This is a genomic window from Paenibacillus sp. FSL P2-0089 (assembly GCF_038595095.1).
In the GTDB taxonomy this organism is placed as follows: Bacteria; Bacillota; Bacilli; order Paenibacillales; family Paenibacillaceae; genus Paenibacillus_AQ; species Paenibacillus_AQ silagei.
Genome location: NZ_CP152006.1, coordinates 1,636,420 through 1,657,277, shown reverse-complemented (window position 1 = coordinate 1,657,277; position 20,858 = coordinate 1,636,420). Strand labels below are relative to the sequence as shown.

The 20,858-nt window shown below is 55.6% G+C and carries 14 protein-coding genes; 1 reads left to right on the top strand and 13 read right to left on the bottom strand.

Translation table 11 applies throughout. The features are described from left to right. Positions 1–15 precede the first annotated feature (15 nt). The 10 genes from NST69_RS06705 to NST69_RS06660 all read right to left on the bottom strand — a co-directional run bounded on the left by NST69_RS06705 (position 16) and on the right by NST69_RS06660 (position 14,539). Positions 16–1,404: a sugar ABC transporter substrate-binding protein gene (locus tag NST69_RS06705; RefSeq protein WP_342548842.1), complete on the bottom strand. Its 1,389-nt coding sequence runs from the start codon at positions 1,402–1,404 to the stop codon at positions 16–18. A 171-nt stretch (positions 1,405–1,575) separates the two neighbouring features. Next, positions 1,576–3,207: a response regulator gene (locus NST69_RS06700; RefSeq protein ID WP_342548841.1), complete on the bottom strand. Its 1,632-nt coding sequence runs from the start codon at positions 3,205–3,207 to the stop codon at positions 1,576–1,578. Positions 3,208–3,210: 3 nt separating this feature from the next. Further along, on the bottom strand, positions 3,211–5,019 hold the full coding sequence (locus tag NST69_RS06695) for a sensor histidine kinase (RefSeq protein ID WP_342548840.1): 1,809 nt from the start codon (positions 5,017–5,019) through the stop codon (positions 3,211–3,213). Positions 5,020–5,464: 445 nt separating this feature from the next. Next, a complete protein-coding gene (locus NST69_RS06690) occupies positions 5,465–6,472 on the bottom strand; it encodes a glycoside hydrolase family 130 protein (protein WP_342548839.1) in 1,008 nt (335 codons plus the stop codon). Positions 6,473–7,344: 872 nt separating this feature from the next. Further along, on the bottom strand, positions 7,345–8,748 hold the full coding sequence (locus NST69_RS06685) for an SGNH/GDSL hydrolase family protein (RefSeq protein WP_342548838.1): 1,404 nt from the start codon (positions 8,746–8,748) through the stop codon (positions 7,345–7,347). Next, a complete protein-coding gene (locus tag NST69_RS06680) occupies positions 8,688–10,070 on the bottom strand; it encodes an FAD-dependent oxidoreductase (RefSeq protein WP_342548837.1) in 1,383 nt (460 codons plus the stop codon). The genes NST69_RS06685 and NST69_RS06680 overlap by 61 nt, the downstream gene beginning before the upstream one ends. Positions 10,071–10,161: 91 nt before the next feature. Beyond that, on the bottom strand, positions 10,162–11,061 hold the full coding sequence (locus NST69_RS06675) for a carbohydrate ABC transporter permease (protein WP_342548836.1): 900 nt from the start codon (positions 11,059–11,061) through the stop codon (positions 10,162–10,164). Between the two features lie 13 nt (positions 11,062–11,074). After that, positions 11,075–11,974, bottom strand: coding sequence for a sugar ABC transporter permease (locus tag NST69_RS06670; RefSeq protein WP_340955011.1), 900 nt, complete (start codon positions 11,972–11,974; stop codon positions 11,075–11,077). 68 nt (positions 11,975–12,042) lie between these two features. Further along, positions 12,043–13,461, bottom strand: coding sequence for an extracellular solute-binding protein (locus NST69_RS06665; protein ID WP_342548834.1), 1,419 nt, complete (start codon positions 13,459–13,461; stop codon positions 12,043–12,045). 145 nt (positions 13,462–13,606) lie between these two features. Further along, complete coding sequence (locus NST69_RS06660; RefSeq protein ID WP_342548833.1) at positions 13,607–14,539, bottom strand: hypothetical protein; 933 nt, start codon at positions 14,537–14,539, stop codon at positions 13,607–13,609. 520 nt (positions 14,540–15,059) lie between these two features. Between NST69_RS06660 and NST69_RS06655 the strand changes: the two genes are divergently transcribed. After that, complete coding sequence (locus tag NST69_RS06655) at positions 15,060–16,568, top strand: FAD-dependent oxidoreductase (protein ID WP_036725667.1); 1,509 nt, start codon at positions 15,060–15,062, stop codon at positions 16,566–16,568. Here the strand turns inward: NST69_RS06655 and NST69_RS06650 are convergent. From NST69_RS06650 to NST69_RS06640, 3 genes are read right to left on the bottom strand one after another with little or no spacing between them, the layout of a single operon-like run. Further along, a complete protein-coding gene (locus NST69_RS06650) occupies positions 16,555–17,385 on the bottom strand; it encodes an AraC family transcriptional regulator (protein WP_036725668.1) in 831 nt (276 codons plus the stop codon). The genes NST69_RS06655 and NST69_RS06650 overlap by 14 nt on opposite strands. Next, positions 17,382–19,013 (bottom strand): response regulator, encoded by a 1,632-nt coding sequence (locus NST69_RS06645; protein WP_340955019.1) that lies wholly within the window; start codon positions 19,011–19,013, stop codon positions 17,382–17,384. Before NST69_RS06645 ends, NST69_RS06650 begins: the two co-directional genes overlap by 4 nt. Beyond that, positions 19,000–20,766 (bottom strand): sensor histidine kinase, encoded by a 1,767-nt coding sequence (locus NST69_RS06640; RefSeq protein WP_340978978.1) that lies wholly within the window; start codon positions 20,764–20,766, stop codon positions 19,000–19,002. The genes NST69_RS06645 and NST69_RS06640 overlap by 14 nt, the downstream gene beginning before the upstream one ends. Positions 20,767–20,858 lie beyond the last annotated feature (92 nt).

The window sequence follows — 20,858 nt, the reverse complement described above, 5'->3', positions numbered from 1 at the left end:
TCCCTAACCTTTTGTCTATTTGGCGAACTTGCCGCCCAGAGCGGCGGGATCAAAGCCGGCATCCGGCTCGGCCTTCACGCCGTCATTCGCAATCACACTGTCCAGTGCAGCATTATAGCGTTTGTTCAGATCAGCGATAATCGCCTTCAGGTCGCCGCCGTTCAGCATATATTTGAAGAAGGCGTCATCCGATTTCATGCCTTCCGGTGCTACAGACGGATAGACCGGCCACACTCCATCGTACTTGTTCGGCAGGAAGCCTTCGATGCCGTTCACATCCGGTGTCTTGGCTGCTGCGCTGATGGACGGAACCATGGAGATGCCGAAGCCTTTTTCCTGATAATCCGTCAGCACCTGATCGCCGTACATGAACTCCATGAACTTCCAGGCTGCTTCTTTATGCTCTGATTTCGAGCTGAGCGCCAGCCATTGGCCCCCGAGGAAGCCGGAAGCCCCCTTCACATTGCCGTCGATGGTCGGAACTGGAGCAGCCGCCCAGTCAATCTTGGCCGGGAACTGATTCTTGTAGACGCCCGGTTCCGAGGAGTAGGACATGTACATTCCGATCTTGCCTTCCGCAAACTGTGCCCGCAGCGGATCAATATCCAGCGATTCTACACCCGGCAGCATGCTGCCGTCGTCCTTGATCTGCTTAAAAGCATTGATGATCGGCTCGAAGCCGCTGAAGTCATAGCGGGCCGTCTTGAAATCATACCCGAAGCCGCCATAGCCGCTCATCTCCGCAACCACCCGCGCCGAACGTGCGAACGCACTGCCGGGGTTCTTGAAGTTAAGGGCGAAGCCGTAAGCGCCGTCCGCTTTGCCGGCTTCGGTCAGTTTCTTGGCTGTATCCACCAGCTCCTGTAAGGTAGTCGGCGGATGCTCAATGCCCGCTTTGGCGAACAGATCCTTGTTGTACACCAGACGCATGGTCGTTCCGTAGTTCGGCAGACTGTAACGCTTGCCGTCAAATTCATTCAGATCCGGCATGGCCGGGAATTTCGTCTTCATCTCATCGCTCAGGAACTCGTCAATCGGAGCGAGAAAGCCTTTTTTGTAGAAGGTCTGGATGGTATTCTCCTTCGCCCGGATCACATCCGGCGCATCCGAGGTCTGGAAGGACAGATCGAGTGCGGTATCAAAGTCATCGCCCTTGACGACCAGCTCCACTTCAATCCCGTCAGGATTGGATGCGTTGAACTCGGCTACCTTCTCCTTTATAAAATCCGCATCGTGGCGGTCGCCTGTCCAATAGCTGATTTTAGTTTTTTCCCCCGAACCGGCCTTCGCCCCTTCTCCCTTGCCTTCAGCTGCATTGCCGCCGCCGCTGTTACCATTGCCGCAGGCTGCCAAGCCGAGTGCCAGGACCAGGCTCAGAGATGTCATTAGCGTACGCTTCATCATTGGTAGTGCCCCCTTATATACCCTGCTGTATTCGCTTACAACTTGATTATAGTTCTATAGGCGGATTCAGATAAGGCGGGTAAGCCCACATTAAGGGCAGATTTCTGTAGGAGTTGTATACAAACAGGGGAGGCATTCTCCGCCCTGCGGAAATTCCTCCCCTGCTGATCGCTATTCTTTTCCAATATAATGCAATTTGAACTCCGACGGAGTCATGCTCGTATATTTCTTGAATACCTCACTGAAATAGCGCCTGTGCTCATACCCGAGATCCTGGGCGATCTCCTGAACCTGCCGGCCGCTGATCAGCATCGCCTTCGCCTTCTCCATCTTCTCATGCATCACATACTGCTGGAACGAAATTCCCTGCACCTTCTTGAACAGATTGGAGAAATACCCCTGGCTAAGGTTAATCTGCTTCGCCATCTGCTCCAGTGACAGCCCCGTGTCCAGATGACCATGGATGTATTCGACGGCTTGGCGGATAATCCGTGTGGACTCCAGAGAACGGGCCTCCGTAACCAGCGCACAGGCCTCCCGGCACAGCCAGGACAGCAGGTCCCGGATATCTTGAAGGGAAGGATGCATCAGGTTCTTCAGGGCGGAAATTCGGAGCTCCAGCGGCTCCACCTGCCCGTAAGGGAACTGCTCCAGCAGGACCCGGCAGATCCTGGAGCTCAGCTCATAGCCGACACTTTCCACATAACGCGGCTCAGGCAAAAGTCCGCTGTCCAGCAGCTCCGCGAACAACTGGTCCAGCACCTGCAGGCTTTTGGCGGAATTGCCGGAACGCAGGGCGAACAGCAGCTCCTGCTCGGCGGCGGCGGAATAGCTGTGAAGCGAGAGTGGTTTATTCTCGATATTGCTGTAATGATATACCCCGTTGCCCCCGGTATAGAAATGATACCCCAGGGCGCTCAGCGCCTGCCTGTACGCCGTACCCAGCCCCTGAATCGCCGCCGTGCCCAGCCCCACGCCAATAGAAATGGTATGACGCGAGAAACGGCTTACATTCGTACAGCAGGCCTCCGTAATCAATGCGGCGGTCTCCGGGTCCGAGCCGTTCATGATGCAGACGTACCGGTCTGTCGCCTCCCGGATAATAATGCCGCGGGTCCAGGCGGAAATCGTCTCTTCGAGAATATTGTGCAGGCTGAACCTTAGCAGCTCGACCTCCTGCACAGGCTGGCCGCCCAGCTTCTCCGCGAAATGATCGATCTCGGCGACAAACACGAAGAAATCATGCTGGTCCAGCGGGATATCAAGATAGGCCCAGCGGGAACGGGCATCTGTCTCTGTCGTCTGGTGGTGCAGCAGGAAGGTGAGATATTCCTGGCGGAGAATAGGCAGACTTTCCCTGATTCTCGCCTCCATCACAGCAAGTCTGGCCGTCTCCTGACGCTCCTCCCGGCACAGCTCCCTGGCCTTCAGAACTGCATTCACAATCTCCTCCAGGGAAAAGGGCTTCTTCACGAAATCAAGTGCCCCCAGCCGGATCGCTTCCTGGGCATAAGAGAACTCCGAGTAGGCGCTGAGAATAATAATCTTGCAATCCGGCAGCACCTCCAGAATCGCCCGGGTCATCTGCAGGCCGTCCATTCTTGGCATGCGGATATCCGTCAGCACAATGTCCGGACGGGTCTCGCGGATGATCTGCAGCCCCGCTTCGCCGTCAAGCGCCGTACCGGCGACCTCAATGCCGTACTCCTGCCACGGCGGCTTGCGCGAGACCATCTCCACCACACTTTTGATATCGTCGATTACACATAATTTGAACCTTTCCGGCTCCAGCTTCCGTTCCATCCTTCAACTCTCCTCCCTAGGCGGAATCCACAGATCCGTCCGCGATCCATTACCCGGCTCGCCGCCCACATCCATACGGGCTTCTTCCCCGTAATACAGCGCCAGCCGGTGCCTGATATTGAACAGGGCATAACCTTTCCTCGACTGCGGAGCCGTGGCCATCCCCTGCTTGACCTGTGCAGCATCAAGTCCCCGTCCGTTGTCGGTAATGCAAATATGCAGCATCCCCTGCTCCCGGCTGACCGTGATGTCTATCCTGCCTCCTATGGTCCGGTCGCTGAAGCCATGCTGAATGCTGTTCTCCACCACCGGCTGCAGGATAATCTTCGGCAGCAGGCAGGACAGCAGGGCCTCGTCCTCTACCGTCACCGTGTATTCGAACAGACCTTCATAGCATTTCTGCTGAATGGCAAAATACTGCCGCATATGGGACAGCTCATCCGCAAGGGTAATCAGATCCTTGCCGCCGCTGAGTCCGATCTGGAACATCTGCGACAACGACAGGATCATCTCATTCACATCGTCATTCTCGCCCATGACCGATTTGCAATAGATGGTATTGAGCGTATTGTACAGAAAGTGCGGCTCCATCTGCGCCGTAAGGGCACGTATCTCTGCATGCCGCTTGCCCTCCTCCTTGGTCTTCACATCCGCAATCAGCGTCTTAATCTCCGACATCATCCGGTTGAACTGAAAGCCGACCTGGGCAACCTCATCCTCATAACGGCTCTCATACACCACACTGAGCTGGTTCTCTTCGACTCTGCGCATCAGCCGCCGCAGCTTGAACAGGGGCTTCAGCAGTACAGATGTCAGCTTATTCGAAATGAGCCAGGTCGCCAGCAGGAAAACAACGATGACATAGAGGGTGATCCGCTGCACCCGCTGCAGCTTGCCCAGCAGCTGGTCCCGCGACTGCATGCCGGAGATGATCCAGTCGTGTGATACGGCTGAGCTTGTATAATTCACCAGATATTCCTTGCCGCCATAGCTATAGTAGTGATCCTGCGGATCGGCCGCTTTTCCGGCTTCGACAAGCACCGGCTTCCAGGGGAACCTGCCCCGGAACGGCCAGCGGGACTCCACCACAGCCTCTCCTTCCCCGCTCACCAGATAATAATTTCTCCCTGCTTGTTCTCCGCCTGTATTCAGCAGCTCATCGATCCGGCTCTCCCTGATATTGACCACAATAAATACATTGCTGATCGGCGTGTAAGGGTATTCATAAATTCCCCGGACTACGAAGGAGACCACCCTCTGGCTGCCTGTGAACAACCGGTCATAATGTCCTTTGGCCCAGTAGCCGCCCGGCTGCTCCTTGCTCAGATCATATAATTCCGAGCCGTAGAACGAGTTGTCCTGCGCCCGGATCTGCGTAGTGGGATAGAAATCGCCAATCGGGGTTACGATTAGCACACTCTCAATGATCGGCTGATTGAACATTGCCTGAGAGAGGACATATTGCAGATCGGACAGGTGTACATAGTAATTCGACACCTCATGGCTGAACACATCGAGCATCATCTTGCGGTACGCATCGCTCAGCATCAGGGACTGTACAGACAGCGCTACATCATTCAGGCGGGAATCCAGCAGCTGGGCCGTTTTGCTTACGGTCTCCCGGCTGCCGGCGTAAGCATTATCCTCGATCTCCTGCGCGGCAATCCAATATGAGAAGGTGCCCATTGCACCGATGGACAGCGTGATCAGCACGATGAACGAGAACAGAATCCTCTGTTTGATGGATATCCGGTAATACCTGCCGGCGATCTGCCGCCCGAGCTGCCGGCCATAGGCTGTGAATGTATTCATAGCTTTTCCTTCTGAAGCATGTACCTTGTACCTCCCTTTGGTTATCGGTTCTTGTCACTTGTACGATACGGCTGCTCCGGCCCGGCGTCAAGATAGGGCGTGAGATTTCAGCGGATTCCGCTGCATATGTACATAGGCAAGAGGCCCCCCGTATAACGGAAGGCCCCCTGCCTATATAACCGGTCTATATAAATTGAACTAATGATTTTTGGGTTTTAGGATTAACCGTGACTCCAGAGAAGTTTTGGACTTCCGGCCACTGCCCTTCTGCAGATTTCTTGATTTATCCCGTTTTTAACGGTTGTAATCCGCAGACTGCTGATGCTTACGATGCGAGCTTTCCTGCGGAAAGCTTTCAGGCGGACGCTACCGCTCCTCCAGTTCCAAAATTCCCCTCCGCCACTTTTCCCTTAACTTGAATTTTTTAGTTCAATCTATATAATTATCACTTTTTTTCCTCCAGGCAAAGCCTGAGCAGATCGTCTACATGGGCCGTGGCCAGGCATTCCACCGTATCGGCTGCACCGTAATAGATTTTGACCTCGCCCGAGTCCTCCAGGATCATCCCGCCGGGGAAAATGACATCGTTGCGGAAGCCGCCTGAAATTTCATACGCTGCCTCCGGCACCAGCAGAGGGGCTTCCGCCCGGCCGATAATCTTGCTCGGATCTTCCAGATCCAGCAGCATAATTCCGGCGGTGTAGCGCTTCTTCCAGGTGTCCTCCCAGCCGTTCTTGCCCCGGGCAGGATCGAGATCCACTGCATGGAAGGTGGTAAGCCAGCCCTTGTCCGTCTTCACCGGAGGCGCACCTGGACCTACCTTATCGTTGGCATAAGCCACTTGCTCCACGGCCAGCAGCAGCTTATGGTTCCCCCAGTACTTCAGATCGGGGGAATCGCTCATCCACATATCGAAGCGGTCGCGGCCGCCCCGGCTGTAGACCGGAAGCGGGCGCTCCAGCCTTACATACTTGCCTCCGATGGTTTCCGGGAAGAGCACCATGTTGCGGTTATCCGGCAGCGACAGGCTTAGCACCTCAAAAGTGGAGAAATCGTCAGTGACAGCGATCCCGCCGCGCAGCCCGTGGCGCGTATCGACTGCGAAGCACATATAACAGCGGTCTCCGACGACACTCAGGCGCGGGTCATACACCCGGACCACCTCTTCATCATGCCAGGACCAGCAAGGCTCCGGCTGTACCTCCCAGCTTACGCCGTCATCGCTGAAGGCCAGCCCCAGATTGGTTGTATGATGAGGAGCGACGATTCCCTTGCTCTCATCCCCGTAGTCATTGCGGAACACCATGACATATCTGCCCTTGAATTTCGTCACCCCGGCGTTGAATACCATCGCCGGTCCATAGGGTACATCAGAAGGCTTCAGAATCGGGTTAAGCGGATGCCGGACCATCACCGGACTTGAAGTCAGCGTTCCTGTCGTCAGATCGTTCATTGTGCAGATTCCCCTCTGTAAGTTAATAGATGAAAGCGCAACCAGTGTCTTTGCATCCCCTATTATGCATCATCTTGCATAGTTAATCTATAAAATGTTCACATGAAATCTTCCATTTTCAGCTAGTAGAGCATAGAGCACAAGGACTGAATTTAGTTAATAATTATGGTAACGTTAAAGTTGCATTTGAACCGAGTATTCGGCGATAGTTGTATTCTGTACATCTAAAAACCGTGAAAAGAAAGGTTCGCCTCTTCTAGCTGTACTTTGTACAACTAAATCTGCCGGAATGGGCGATAACCCAGGTAGGATGCCAGTTTAAATGTATGAAATACAACTAAATGCATATTCAGCGGTACATCAGAAGATTTAGTTGTACAAAATACACTTAAGCCTATTGCTGGTACTTAATCGGGTCATAGCAAACCCTCAGAGTGAGATTGGATGCTCTACTGGTGCAGCATCAGATTTAATATTGTGAATATGGGACCATCACCGGACCTTAACGAGCCAGCGTCTCATTCGCGCAGCAGTCATTCGGATGCTTAGGCGCTGGAACGATAGTAACTGCATTTTGTACATTAGAATACTGTAAAAAAGACTTCGAAAGTGAATCTATTGTATTCCGTACAATTGAATGTTGAACAAAGGCCAGTTTTCACCCAAAACACAACATTCTACTGTATGAAATACAATAGAATCTCATTTTACGGCCAGAAATCCATTTTCTATTGCAGGAAATACAATAACCTACTTGAATGTAAGAGCAGAAAGCGGTAACGGGTGCAGGATCAGCCCAACATCTAGCTTGATGCTCATGCTCAGCCTTTAACACCCCTGAGGTTCATCTTACAATTTTTAAAGTTGATGCTCTACTGGTGCAGCATTTCGCCCTGAAGCGCTGCTGCCAACCTGCCGCTGAAGCGGCTGCCCAGCAGCTCATAGCCCTCAGGACCGGGGTGCAGACCATCGGTCAGCAGGTTTCCGTCCGCCGTACCGAACCACTCCAGCCCATCGAGGTAATGCAGATGGCGGTCTCCCCGCGCCTGCAGCAGCTTCACTGTATCCGCGATCTCCCGGCGCATCAGCGGCAGGGTGAAGCCTAGCGGATTCTCCTCCGTCTCTCGCTCCGTTCCGTAAATAGGCGAGATGACCACCATAGGTGTCTCTGTATGCTTCTCCCGGATCGTCTCCAGCAGGCCGATCAGCAGCGGCTTGAACATCCGCGGGCTGGAGGACACTGCGCCGTAGATGTTCACGCCGACGCACAAGGTAATCAGGTCAGCCGGCAGATCACGGATCAGCCGGCCCGCCATCGGCTCCATCAGGCAGTTGCCGGAGAAGCCGAGATTGGTCAAGTGATAGCCGATCTCCCCGGCGGCGATCACCGGCCAGGTGCGCGACGGGCTAGAAGCCGCTACGCACTGGGTAATCGAGCTTCCATACGTCACCCAGCGGGGCCGCAGGTCTGCCAGCGGTTCGGCAACGGCATCATCATCAATGGCAAGACCGCTGATCGTCATGCCGGTGTTCTGCGGCAGATAGATTTCCAGCTCCTTCACACCAGGGGGAAGCCCGGTGAAGCGGGCCTCCGCAGACTGCGCAGCAAGCCGGAGCGTCTGCACCAGCCGGCCGTCAGCCACACAATCCAGTGAAGCGTCCTCCGCAAGCGGTTCAAACAAGAGGAGGAGGGTCCCGGAATCGGTGGACAGCCGCAGACGGATACCGGAGCAGATCTCCGCCTTGCCGCCGATCCCATCCGGCGGATATAGATCATAGTCCCGGAACGGAATCCGCCAGGGCTTGATCCCCTCCTGCCGGTGCTCCAGCGAGACCGCCCCATGAAACCAATCCTCCAGCAAAGGGAGGCTCCTCACGTTCTCTACGCTCTCCACGTTCCTCACGTTCTTCCCGCTCTCCACACTCTCCACGTTCCCCACACTCTTCCCGCTCTCCACACTCTCCACGCTCCTCTCGTCCTTCTCCCTCTTCCCGTTCCCCACGCTCTCCACACTGTCCACGCGCTCCAGGCTCTTCCCGCTCTCCACACTCTCCACGTTCCCCACACTCTTCCCGCTCTCCACACTCCTCACGTTCTCCACGTTCCCCACACTCTTCCCGCTCTCCACACTCTCCACGCTCTTCTCGCTCTTCCCGCTCTTCCCGCTCTTCCCGATCTTCCCACTCTCGGCGCTCTTCAAATTTTCCGCGCCGCTCACTGCGCCTGCCCCGCTTCCTGATCCGCTGCCCCGGGAGCGAAATTCTCCCCGAGCCACACATCCTGCTCCAGCAGGCGCTGCTGCAGCTCAGGAACCGAGATGCTGCGGGAATCCGTGCCGTCCCGGAGCGCAAGCGTTGCTGCCGTCCCGCAGGCCTGGCCCATCGAGAAGCAGTTCGGCATGACGCGCAGGGAGCCTTGCACCGCCCGGTCCGAGGACACCGAACGTCCCGCCACCCACAGATTGCGGATGCCCACCGGCAGCATCACCCGGTAAGGCACCCCGTGGGAGACTCCCGGCGGCAGATGATTGAAGGTCATATCACTTTTGCTTGTCGCCAGATGAATGTCAATATAGTAGGCATTGCGCGCTATATCGTCAGGAAAAGAACGCGCGGCCACGAAGTCGTCCACAGTCAGCGTATAATCGCCCTGGATACGCCGCGTCTCCCGGATGCCAAGCTGCTCTCCGCTTGCCACCAGATGCGCCTGTTCGAAGCCCGGCACATACTTGCGGAAGAATTCAAGCTGCCGCAGCACCGTCCGGCGGCCTTCAATGGCTCCGCGTGTCAGGTCCTCAGCCTTCGTTCCGTCCACCCCGAACACATGGCCGAAGTTAACGCCGACCAGCTGATCGCTCACCCAGGCCAGGCCGGAGATCGATTTGCGGCCTTCCGGCAGCGCTCCTTCCAGGATGGCCTGCTCCACCGTCCGGTGCAATTGACCTGTATCTCCCGTCTCCGCCAGGAAGCGGCTGAATCTTGGACGGTCTACATTCGCCAGCAGATAACACATGCTGCCAGGCTGAAGCTCCCCGTCTCCGCCCCCCTTCTGGAACGGCACACCCGACAGGGCAGCAATGTCGCCGTCCCCGGTGCAGTCGATGATATAACGGCAGCGGATGAAGGATCTTCCGGATTTGTTGACAATCATTACGCCCTCTATGGTCTGGCCGTCCGGAGAACGCACCACATCGTAGACAAAGGTGTGGAACAGCGGCGTCACACCGCTCTCCAGTACCGCATTGTCATAGACGCGCTTCAACACTTCAGGATCAATCGGCACCCAGTCCAGCTGTTCGCGGTATTCCTCCTGATAGCCCGGATCACAGGCCTGCTTCATCCGCTCCATCAGCTTCAGGCCCAGGCCGCGGATAATCGGCTTGACCTTGTCCGTATAGGGACAGAAGGCAGGCACCAGCGCCACGGTCCCCATTCCGCCCAGATACCCGCGCTGCTCCACAATCATGGTGCTGGCCCCGCCTTCGGCCGCCGAGATGGCAGCGGCAATCCCTGCCGCCCCGCCGCCGATGACCAACACATCCACCTCGCGGGAGACCGGCACCTCTGCCTGCGGTACTGTAATATGTCCGTAATTCATTGTTATCCTCCTAAAAGTTTTGATAGCGTAGCTTCACCTGAATCCACCTCGCAAAACTCGCTTCGGAAGCATAAGCTTATCTTAAAGTTTATTACCCCTTCACCGAACCCGCCGTCACCTGAATGAAGGTTTTATTCGCCAGAATATACGCCAGCAGCATTGGCAGGATGGACAGACAGGCCCCGGCCATCATCAGGTGAATCTGCATCGCAGCCGAAGAGCCATAGCGGAGATTCGCCAGCCCGACCGTCAGTGTCTGCAGCTTCGGATTGGTCATCGTGAACACCAGCGGCAGAATGTATTCGTTCCAGGCATGGCGGAAGGCGAACAATCCGGCCACCCCAAGCCCAGGGGTCAAGAGCGGCAGAATGATGCGGAAAAAGGTGCGGATGAAACCCGAGCCGTCCACCATTGCGGCCTCATCCAGCTCCCGGGGAATCGCTTTGAAGAAGCCCTGCAGCATGAAGAAGGTGCTGGAATGGGCGCTGACCAGAATCAGAATAACCCCCCACAGCGTAGTATTCAGATTCAGCGCAACCATCAGATCGAACTGCGGGCGCAAGACAATGGCCCCGACTGAAATGAACATCATGGACGCCTGCACCGTTACATATATTCTTTTCCCCGGAAAATCACGCCGGTCCACTACATAAGCAGCCATCGAGGCCACCAGCAGCGTCCCCACCGTCACCATTACGCTCATAAATGCACTGTTCCAGGTATAGCGGGCGAAATTGGCCTGCTTCCAGGCTTCAGCATAGTTATTGAATTGTAGCTTGGCGGGAAAAAGAGTTCCGCCCGTCATCATCTCAGCCCCGGTCTTCAAGGAACCGGTCAGAGTCATCAGCAGCGGAAACAAGGTCAGGACCGCCGTTGCCAGCAGGAAAAGCCACATCACTGTCCGGGTTACGATTCTCCCGGCAGTACCGGGCGTCCGGTCCACCGTCTGCGGCCGCCTTCCGGGCTGCTTGGATATCACAGATTCGTTCATATGGATAAGCCTCCTAATACACCTTGTTCATTTTGCGGCTGAAGAAGAAATACAGGCCGGTTACCGCTCCGACAATCACAGCGGTGGCGAAGCCCACGGCGCTGCCGTAACCGAGCTGCTGCGTTACCGGTGAACCGGTGGATACAGGGAATAGCAGCTTGTAGAGATAGAGATACATGACTTCCGTTTTGCCGATCGGTCCGCCTTCGGTGATGACCATGATGCTCTCATAGCCCTTCAGGGAAGCGATAATCGCCAGCATAATGACCATCTGGGCTACCGGAGCCAGCATCGGAAGCGTAATATTCCAGAAGCGTCTTCCGGCGTTCGCTCCGTCGATGGACGCGCTCTCGTACAGGTCCTGCGGAATGCTCTGCAGCCCGGCGAGAAATAGCAGCATATAGTTCCCGACGGCACCCCACACCGCCACAAGAATAACCGTCAGCATGGCGTGCTTCGGACCAAGCCAGTCGACCGGCTGGGAGACGAGATGCAGCTTCATCAGAACTGTGTTAACCATACCGTTATAGGAATTGAAGATGTTATAAAAAACAACGGAGATGACCGCAGTACTAATGACTGTCGGCATAAAGTAAATTCCCCGGAGCAAATTCGACCCGCGCAATCGGCCGTTGAGAATAACAGCCAGCAGCAGCGACAGCGGCAGGGTCAGCAGTAGCTTCCCTCCGGCATAAATGAAGGTGTTGCCGACCGACTCCCAGAACAGGCTATCCCGCAGCAGCCGGCTGAAATTGTCCAGCCCGATGAACAGCGCCTCGCCATATCCGGCATAATCGTAGAACATATAGCGCAGCATCCAGAATAGAGGATAGATGCCGAGAGTGAGCGTCAGAATGATGCTCGGTGCAAGGAACAGGGAATTCTCCCCAAGTCTTTTCCATTTATAGATCATGATTGGTCTCCTTCAGGGATAGCAAAGGGGCTGATCCGGGAATCCCGTACAAGCCCCTGTGTAACCCGTTATTCTCCCTGCGGCTTCATTGGATTAAATGCCGGGTCAGGCGTAACGGTAACCTCGCCCTTCTCCACTGCTTTGGACAATGCGTCATTGTATCTTGTATTCAGGTCAGCCGCAATGGCCTTGGCATCTCCGCCCGAGAGCATATATTTGAAGAAAGCATCCGCATAGGTAGCGCCTTCCGGCGTGACGTTCGGCACAGCAGGCCAGAGCGAGTCATGCTCACCGACCAGGAAGCCTTCCATACCGCCAATTTCCGGCTTCTTGGCCTGCTCCACAATGCTCGGCACCACCGCAATCCCGAAGCCCTTCTCGTGATACGTCTTCAGAATATCGTCGCCATACATGTACTGCATGAATTTCCAGGCGGCCTCCTGATGTGCCGATTTCGCGCTGATCCCGAGCCAGGTACCGGCGGATACGATCTCCGAGGTTCCCTTAATCTGCCCGTCCAGCGTAGGGGCCAGCGTACCTGCCCAGTTGATCTCTGTCGGGAACTGGTCCTGGTATACGCCCGGCTCCGTCGAGAAGCTGAGGTACATGCCGATTTTGCCTGCGGCAAATTGGGCGCGCAGCGGGTCGATATCCAGCGTCTCCGCACCCGGCAGGATGCTTCCGTCCTCGTACATCTGCTTGAAATATTCAATAACCTGAGAATAAGGTGCGAAGTCAAATTGTCCTGTCTTCAGGTCAAAGCCAAGACCCTGGTAGCCGCTTAAGGAGAGAATCTCGCGAATCGAACGGTCAAAGGCTGCCTTCGGACTTTTGAAGTTCAACGCAAAGCCGTATACGCCCTCCGATTTGCCGGTTTCAGTGATTTTTTTGGCGTCATCGACCATTTCCTGTAGCGATGCTGGAGGATTAGCGATGCCTGCTTTGTCAAAGAGATCCTTGTTGTAGATCAGGCGCAGGGTGAGACCGGTATTGGCCAAAGAATATACCTTGCCGTCAAAACGGTTGACACCATCGATCAGCAGACTGCCGAATTTCGTTTTGATCTCATCGGTCAGGTAACCGTCAATCGGAGCCAGATAGCCTTTTTTGACAAATTCGGGGGTATTGCCGCTCTTCAGACGGAGGATATCCGGTGCCTGGTTGCTGGTGAAGGCAATGTCAACGCTCTGCGCATAATTCTCAGACATGACTGTCAGTTCCACCTGGATATTCTCGCCGTTCGTCTCATTGAACTTGTTGACCAATTCCTTGATATATTCCTGGTCATGACGGTCATCCGTCCAGTACTTAAGCTGTACCGGCTCACCTGTTTCTGCTGCGGCCGAAGCTGTGGGACTCGCTGTTGCCGCTCCGGGTGTCCCCTCTGCCGCACCGCCGCTCTTATTATTGTTCCCGTTCCCGCCGCAGCCGGCGATTCCGGCGGCCAGCATGAGGCTCAGGCTGAGACCCAACCATTTTTTCTGCATACGTTCTACCCCTTTGATTAACATTTGTATTGTGAGCTCGTTCTCTATTATAGGCTACCCCTCCCGCAAAAGGAGTGCGGCAGACTCACTCTTGAGGGACAGAATTCTATTCTTTGCGGCAGGCGGCAGCGGCCGGGCTCTCCCGTTACAGCAGGATGCCGTTCTCATCAAATGTCCGGATGTACTCCAATAACTCCGCAAAATGAACCCAAGCGATACCCGCCTTCTGATCCGCAGCGCCATAAGACATGATTAGATCCTCCCCCATGACAATGCCTCCTGTGGTAAATAGACAAGGCGTAGGGTAATCCTCCGGCATCTCCCAATCCCGCTCGGCATACATCAGACGTTCGGAGCAGCGGTGGATGATGACCGGGAAATCATTCTCCTGCTCCCTGAGGATCATGAAGGACTGCGTATATCCAAACTGCACATTCTTCTTCCCGTGATAAGCTACCAGCCACTCCTGATTGCCCAGGGCGACCGGCGGCCAGCTTGCCCCCACTCGGTTCTCCTCCCAATCGAACAGCGGACTGGCCAGCAGCCGGTGGACTGCCGCAGGTGAAGCGAAATCCGCGAATGATTCCGCCGCTGCCAGATAAATGGAAGGCTTGCCCGCCTGCTCCCCTCCGGCAAAGGGAAGGACATTCATTGGCCGGTGCAGCATCACATATTGCCATTTACCTGCAATCCTCATCTTCTCAGGAAACAGGAACACATCACGGTTATCGCTGATATGCCCCTCGGTAAGCGGACCTACGTACCCGAAAGCGTCTTCATATTCCCCTTCCTTCAGCTTGGCTAAATTCAGCTTGTACAGAACGCTGACCGTATCATTCGCCCGGGCTGATTGAATGAACGGGTCCGAACCCTCTCCGGCAAAAATCCAATCCGGCACGTATTCAAAGCGCGTCTGGACCGGAGGCTGCTGGCTGCTAAGCCAGTAAGGGCCAGGGGGAAACGCCCGGCAGGCCACCGTGACATACAGCTCGTTCCCGACATAGAAGATACGGGGGTCCTCCACACAGCCGTTGGCATAATTCCGCACTCTTTTTCCGTAAATGTCCGTAATGTACAATTCATGCTCTTCATACCCGAGGGCCGGAGCCAGAGCAGGTCTTGAAAAGTCCGCCTCCCAGGTCTCTCCCCATCCCTGCTCCGCGCATAGCCCAAAAAAATCGGATAGGGATCATGGCAGCCCTCTCTTCTCTTCTGCGGCCACGGGCCCGTTGCCCGAAACAGCATATGAATGTCATTCGAGTCAGGGTCCTGGATGATCGCCGGATTCAGAACCATTTTGTCGGCCCAGTCACAGCCTGGTACAGGTTCAAGCGCCGGTTTGTCCAAATAGCGAAATTGTGGTTTCATAGTTCCTCCTGGTTTACCTCCTGAAGCAGGGGCATATTCCGTTTTTCAGCAAACAACTTATCATAGGCTATCCGCGAATTCAAAAGACTTTTCTCCTGAAACCCGCCTTCCGGGCAAAACAGTAAGATCCGTCAAATGAAACAGGAAGATCCATCATTCACGCGGGTCCGGGCAGCGGCTTATAATCATTTTTGCAGGCAAAATCGTTACCAAGGAGGAGGGTACGCCGGATGAAACAATATGATCTTGTCATATACGGCGGAACGGCTGCAGGCATTACAGCGGCTGTCCAGGCATCTATTATGGGCAAAAGTGCGGTAGTCATCGAGCCGAGCCGGAGAATTGGGGGCATGACCACCGGAGGGCTGGGTGATACGGATGTAGGAATGAAAGAGGCAGTCGGCGGCTTATCTCTGGAATTCTACCAGCGGATCGCGCAGAAATATGCGCAGGACGGGGCTTGCTGGCTGTTCGAGCCTAAGGTTGCGCTTGAGGTGCTGCAGGACTGGGTGGCGGAGCATAACCTTGAAGTCGTCTGCGGGGAAAGGCTGGAGCTTAAGAATGGGGTGACCCGGCAAGGCTCAAGAATCACGTCCATTACTATGGAATCCGGCAAGGTCTATCACGGCAAAATGTTCATTGACGCCTCTTACGAGGGAGACCTGATGGGCCATTCCGGTGTGTCTTATGTGGTCGGCCGGGAGCCGAACGCACAGTATGGAGAGACATTAAACGGCATTCAGCCCGGCCCTGAACTGAACGAGCTCCCTCCGGGAATTGACCCCTATGTCATTAAAGGAATGCCTTCAAGCGGACTACTCCCGCGTGTAAATGCGGACCGTGGCGGCGATGCCGGCGAGGGAGACCGTAAGCTGCAAGCCTATAACTTCCGCATGTGTCTGACAGACAATCCGGGCAATCGCCTGATGATCAGCAAGCCTGAGGACTATAACGAAGCCGATTATGAGATTCTGTTCCGGGCCATTGAGCAGGGGCAGCGCTCACGCTTCTTCAAGCTGAACCGGGTCACTGCGGACAAGACCGATTCCAATAACAATAGCGGCATTTCTACGGATTATAACGGCATGAACCACAGTTATCCGGAGGCGGATTATGCGGCGCGGGACAAGATATGGGAGGCCCACCGCATCTACCAGCAGGGGGTTGTCTGGACGATCCAGAACCATCCGCGGGTGCCGGAGGAGATCCGGGAGGCCTACAAGCCGTGGGGCCTGCCGCTTGACGAATTCGGGGACAGCGGCCACTGGCCTTCCCAGCTCTACATCAGGGAGTCCCGCAGAATGACCGGAGATTATGTGGTGACAGAGCATGATGTAAGGCGGGAGCACCCGGTGCCGGATTCGGCCGGAATGGGCTCCTTCGCCATGGATTCGCATCATACGCAATACTATGTGAACGAAGACGGGCATGTCAGCACGGAGGGCGGATTCTATATCCGATTGGCCGAGCCTTATCCGATCAGCTACCGGGCAATGGTGCCGAAGCGGAGCGAATGCACCAACCTGATCGTACCGGTATGTCTGTCGGCCACTCATGCGGCCTACGGCTCCATCCGGATGGAGCCGGTCTTCATGATTCTGGGGCAATCGGCGGCAGCCGCTGCTGTACTGGCGCTTGAGGGGAACGGCATGGTTCAGGATGTGGAGTATGGACAGCTGCAAGCGGTACTGCTTGAGTTCAATCAGGTGCTGTACACCACCGGACTCAGCCAGGGTTGAACCGGAAGCCGAAGCTGCGCCGGTACTCTCCCGGGGGAGCGCCATACCGTTCCCGGAACATCCGGCAGAAATGGGCGTAGCTCTGGAAGCCCGCATTGTCGGCAACCTGCTCCAGTGACAGTGTGCTGTAGAGCACCTGCTGCTCGGCAGACTTCAGCCTGACATCAATGCAGTAGGCGAACGGCGATTGGCCAAAAGCGGCTTTGAACAGGGAGGAAGCGCGGGAGATACTTAACCCGGCGGAGGCGGAGATCTGCTCCAGGCTGAGCGGTTCATGGGCATGATTGTCAATGAACTGCTTCAGCCTGTAGGCGGTCTCCGCCCCTTTGGTGCGCCGCCGTGCCTGAACGATCTGCTCCAGCGTCAGACAGAACGTTCTAAGCAGATAATCCAGCAACTCCTCCTGATGCTGCATTACTTTCCTCTTCTCGCCGGCAATATGCTTCCATAAGGTAATGACCGTATCGTCGAAGCCGATATTCGTCCGGGCCGGCAGCCTGCGGTCCTGCCACCAGGAATCCAGCCACTCCCCTTTGCCGATCAGGAAATAATCCGAGGCGGGCTGAACTCCCCCAGAGCCTGGAGCGCTGCGGGGCTGTACAATCAGCTCATACGGCTGATCCGGAGCATAGATCAGCAGATCCCCGGGGATGATCGTCTCGTATTTTCCGTCTACCAGAGCACGGCAGGTCCCTTCCATCTGAAGTCTGAAGAGATAGAAGGATAAGCCGTCCTGATACTGAACGGAGTGAGGCTGGGTATGTGTGAAATAGTTAGCATACAGGATGCTGCACCGGTGCGGATCGGACGCTGTCAATGGTAGGGCTCCTCCTGGCGGTCCGGGTGGTACCCCGCCCTGAACTCCGACGGTGTCTGCCCGGTGATCTTCTTGAACATCTCGCTGAAGTATCTGCGCTCCTCATACCCCACAGCGAAGGCCACCTCCTGTACCTGTGCCCCTTCCACCAGCAGCAGCTTGGCCCGGTGAATACGCTCTGCGGTGATATACTGGGTAACGGTCACTCCGTTCACCTTCTTGAACAGGCTGGAGAAGTAGCTGGTGCTGAGATGAACATGCGCCGCGCATTCACCGACACTGATATCCTCGGACAAGCGGCCCTTAATATACTCTACCGCTTCATAGATCACCTTCTGCCCTTCGGACAGGCTGCTCCTGCGCACCAGGGCGGCCCCCTCTGTACACAGTTCCAGCAGCAGCCGCTGGAGAGTCGCAAGCGGCAGCCCCGCTGTTCCCTGCACCGCCCGGAACCGCTGGATCAGCGGCTGAATCTCCCCGTACGGAACCAGCTCATAGAAGGTGCGGATCGCTGATGCGGCCAACTCCTCATACAGAACGAGCAGATAATCGGGATTATGCCCGGAGCTCAGACTCTGCAGCGTTTCTGAAATGGCTGACAGAATTGCGCCTGTCCGGCTGACATTGCCGGAGCGCAGTGCCAGCAGCAGCTCGTCCTTGTACTCCAGCGCCAGCGGCTCCTGGCTTCCGTTCTGGTGAACATCATCATACATAATGGCCGCGTTGCCTCCGGTGAACAGATGGTGGGCCAGCGCCCGGTGCGCCTGGCGGTAGGAATCCGGCAGCTCGCTGGTCTCCTCCACCCGGCCTCCTACACCGGCAGATACCGTGAACTTGGTATACCGTTCAATGTTCTTGCAGCAGCGTTCGGCAATCTCCACTGCACTGGCCGGACCACAGTCATTCATCACCGCAAGATAGCGGTTATGCTTGGCCCGGAACACCACGCAGCGCGTATGCCCGGCAATGGTCTCCTGGGTGATATTCAGCAGGGAGAAGCGGATCAGCTCCACCTCGCGGATCGACAGCTCTGCCGCCCGCTCCTGAAAGTGATCGATCTCCAGCAGCATCACCACGAACCCCTTGGGGTTCAGATCGATGCCTAAGAATTCCCAGCGCGCCTTCGCCTGCTCCCACGACGTTCGGTGGCTGACCAGCAGGGCGAAATATTCCTGCCGCAGCACCGGCAGACTCTCCCGCAGCTTGTTCTCCATCTCCCGGAGGGTATCCTGTCTGGAACGCGCCTCCATAATCTCCGACTTCGCCCGCAGCACCGCCTTCATGATCTCCTCTTCCGTGAACGGCTTGACCACGAAGTCGAATGCGCCGAGTTGTACCGCCTGCTGCGCATATTCGAAGTCGGCATACCCGCTGACCAGAATAATTTTGCAGTCCCGGTGGTGTTCCAGTACGGCACGCAGCATGGCCAGCCCGTCCATCCTTGGCATACGGATATCCGTAATGACCAGATCCGGGCGCAGCTCCGCGATCAGGTCCAGCCCATCCTCACCGTTGGCCGCTGTTCCTGCCACCCGGATGCCGTGCTCCGCCCAGTTCATGCAGGTCAGGCCTTCCACCACGCTTTTAATATCATCAATGATACAGAGGGTTACGCTATGATCGTCCATCCTGATGCTCCTCCCGTTTGGGTAAAGATATAATAACCGCCGTCCCCCGGCCCGGCCCGCTGTCCACCCGTAATGCTGCACTGTCCCCATAGTAGAGCTGCAGCCTGCGGATCAGATTGGATACGGCATAGCCCTTCTCCGATTCCCGCCGGAACAATGCACGGACCGCCTCCTCGTCCATACCAGTTCCATTGTCGCTGACCTTGATACACCAGCGTGCTCCCTCATCGAAGACTTCGAGATCAATTATCCCCCCGCTCTCCCGGTTGCGGAAGCCATGCAGAATACTATTCTCCACCAGCGGCTGCAGCAGAATGCGCGGAATCGGGAGGGTAACCAGCGCTTCATCCTCGACATAAATCTCATAACGGAACAGCCCTTCATAGCAGCTGCATTGCAGTTCCAGATACATGCGGACATGCTCCAGTTCCTTAGACAGCGTAGTGATCTCCTGCCCCTTGTTCAGCCCGAGCTGGAACAGACGGGACAGCGACATGACCATGCTCTGCGACTGCTTCACTTGCTTCAGATTCAGCTTCCAGTAGATCGTATTCAGCGTATTGTACAGGAAATGAGGGTCCATCTGCGCCGACAAGGCCTTGATCTCTGCCGAGCGCTTATTGGTCTGTGCCTGTGTGACCTCTCCGATCAGCACTACGATCTGCTCCAGCATCTGGTTGAACCGCATCCCGACCTGGGCCAGCTCGTCTCCGCCCCCGCTCTCGAATCTTGCCGTCAGATCATTGCTCTCCACCCGCTTCATCACCTTCATCAGACCTTGCAGCGGACGCAGCAGATAACGGGTAAAAGCTCCTGATACCATCATGGTAACAGTAAAAGCGAAGAGGGCTACCACCACGAGCAGCCATTTCACATAGATCATATCCTTCAGCACACCGGACTTGGACTGGATCGTGGTCATCGTCCAATCAGCAATACCCAGATGCGCATAGTTCAGCAGATACGATTCGCCTCCCAGCTTGAAGGTATTGCTGAGATTCCGGCTGCTGCTGATCATGCCGGTCAGATCACTGCCCTCCACCGCCTGCAGAACGAGCGGGTCCTTCACAGAATAGACGGGGCTGCCTGCCGCGTTCAGCAGGAAGCTGCGCGCCCCTCCGCCGGTATCCCCGCTCACCAGCTTGCGGAAGCCGTCTTCACGGATGTTGACGATAATATAGACCCCGCGGACCGCTGTATCAAATATAGGCTCCAGAATCAGTGAAATAACCCGTTCCTTCCCGGAGAAGAGCATGTCCTCATGGCCTTCAACCCATGTATTCTTCTTCTCCTGTTCGATCCGCTCATATAGTAAGGTATCCTTGAACTCCGTCAGACGGTTCCGGTTCATCGAGGAAGGGTAAAACTCCCCGATCGGCGTGGACACATAGATCGAATGGATCAGCGGCTCCGCAATCCGCGCTTGTGAGAAAACGTTATCAAGATCATTCAGATGAGTATAATACCGGCCTGTATCCCCGGTGACAACATCCCGCATCATATCGTGAAAAGGCTGGCTGATCATGAAGGTCATCATAATCAGCATCAGCTTGTTCAGCTTCTCATCGATGATCTGCGCTGATTTAACAACGTTATCCTGGGTAAGCTTCAGCGCATTCTTCTCCAGAGTCGCCGCCGAGATGGAATACGACAATCCCCCGGTCATCAGTACGGAGAGGAGGATCACGGCTAAGAATGCAGTTTTTAATTTACTGCGGAATGATTGCTTCCGGAAATAGTTCAAGTCGTTCACGCCTTCCTGTGTGCAGATGCCCTGCTCTTCGATTATGTCACCTGAACGTTCGGTCCGACAATACGCAGCGGATGAAATAGTGAATTCACCGT

What these genes read in the sequence shown, in the direction of transcription:
- NST69_RS06705 (WP_342548842.1), bottom strand. Translation starts at nt 1,404, where the DNA reads ATGATGAAGCGTACGCTAATGACATCTCTGAGCCTGGTCCTGGCACTC.
- NST69_RS06700 (WP_342548841.1), bottom strand. Translation starts at nt 3,207, where the DNA reads ATGGAACGGAAGCTGGAGCCGGAAAGGTTCAAATTATGTGTAATCGAC.
- NST69_RS06695 (WP_342548840.1), bottom strand. Translation starts at nt 5,019, where the DNA reads ATGAATACATTCACAGCCTATGGCCGGCAGCTCGGGCGGCAGATCGCC.
- NST69_RS06690 (WP_342548839.1), bottom strand. Translation starts at nt 6,472, where the DNA reads ATGAACGATCTGACGACAGGAACGCTGACTTCAAGTCCGGTGATGGTC.
- NST69_RS06680 (WP_342548837.1), bottom strand. Translation starts at nt 10,070, where the DNA reads ATGAATTACGGACATATTACAGTACCGCAGGCAGAGGTGCCGGTCTCC.
- NST69_RS06675 (WP_342548836.1), bottom strand. Translation starts at nt 11,061, where the DNA reads ATGAACGAATCTGTGATATCCAAGCAGCCCGGAAGGCGGCCGCAGACG.
- NST69_RS06670 (WP_340955011.1), bottom strand. Translation starts at nt 11,974, where the DNA reads ATGATCTATAAATGGAAAAGACTTGGGGAGAATTCCCTGTTCCTTGCA.
- NST69_RS06665 (WP_342548834.1), bottom strand. Translation starts at nt 13,461, where the DNA reads ATGCAGAAAAAATGGTTGGGTCTCAGCCTGAGCCTCATGCTGGCCGCC.
- NST69_RS06655 (WP_036725667.1), top strand. Translation starts at nt 15,060, where the DNA reads ATGAAACAATATGATCTTGTCATATACGGCGGAACGGCTGCAGGCATT.
- NST69_RS06645 (WP_340955019.1), bottom strand. Translation starts at nt 19,013, where the DNA reads ATGGACGATCATAGCGTAACCCTCTGTATCATTGATGATATTAAAAGC.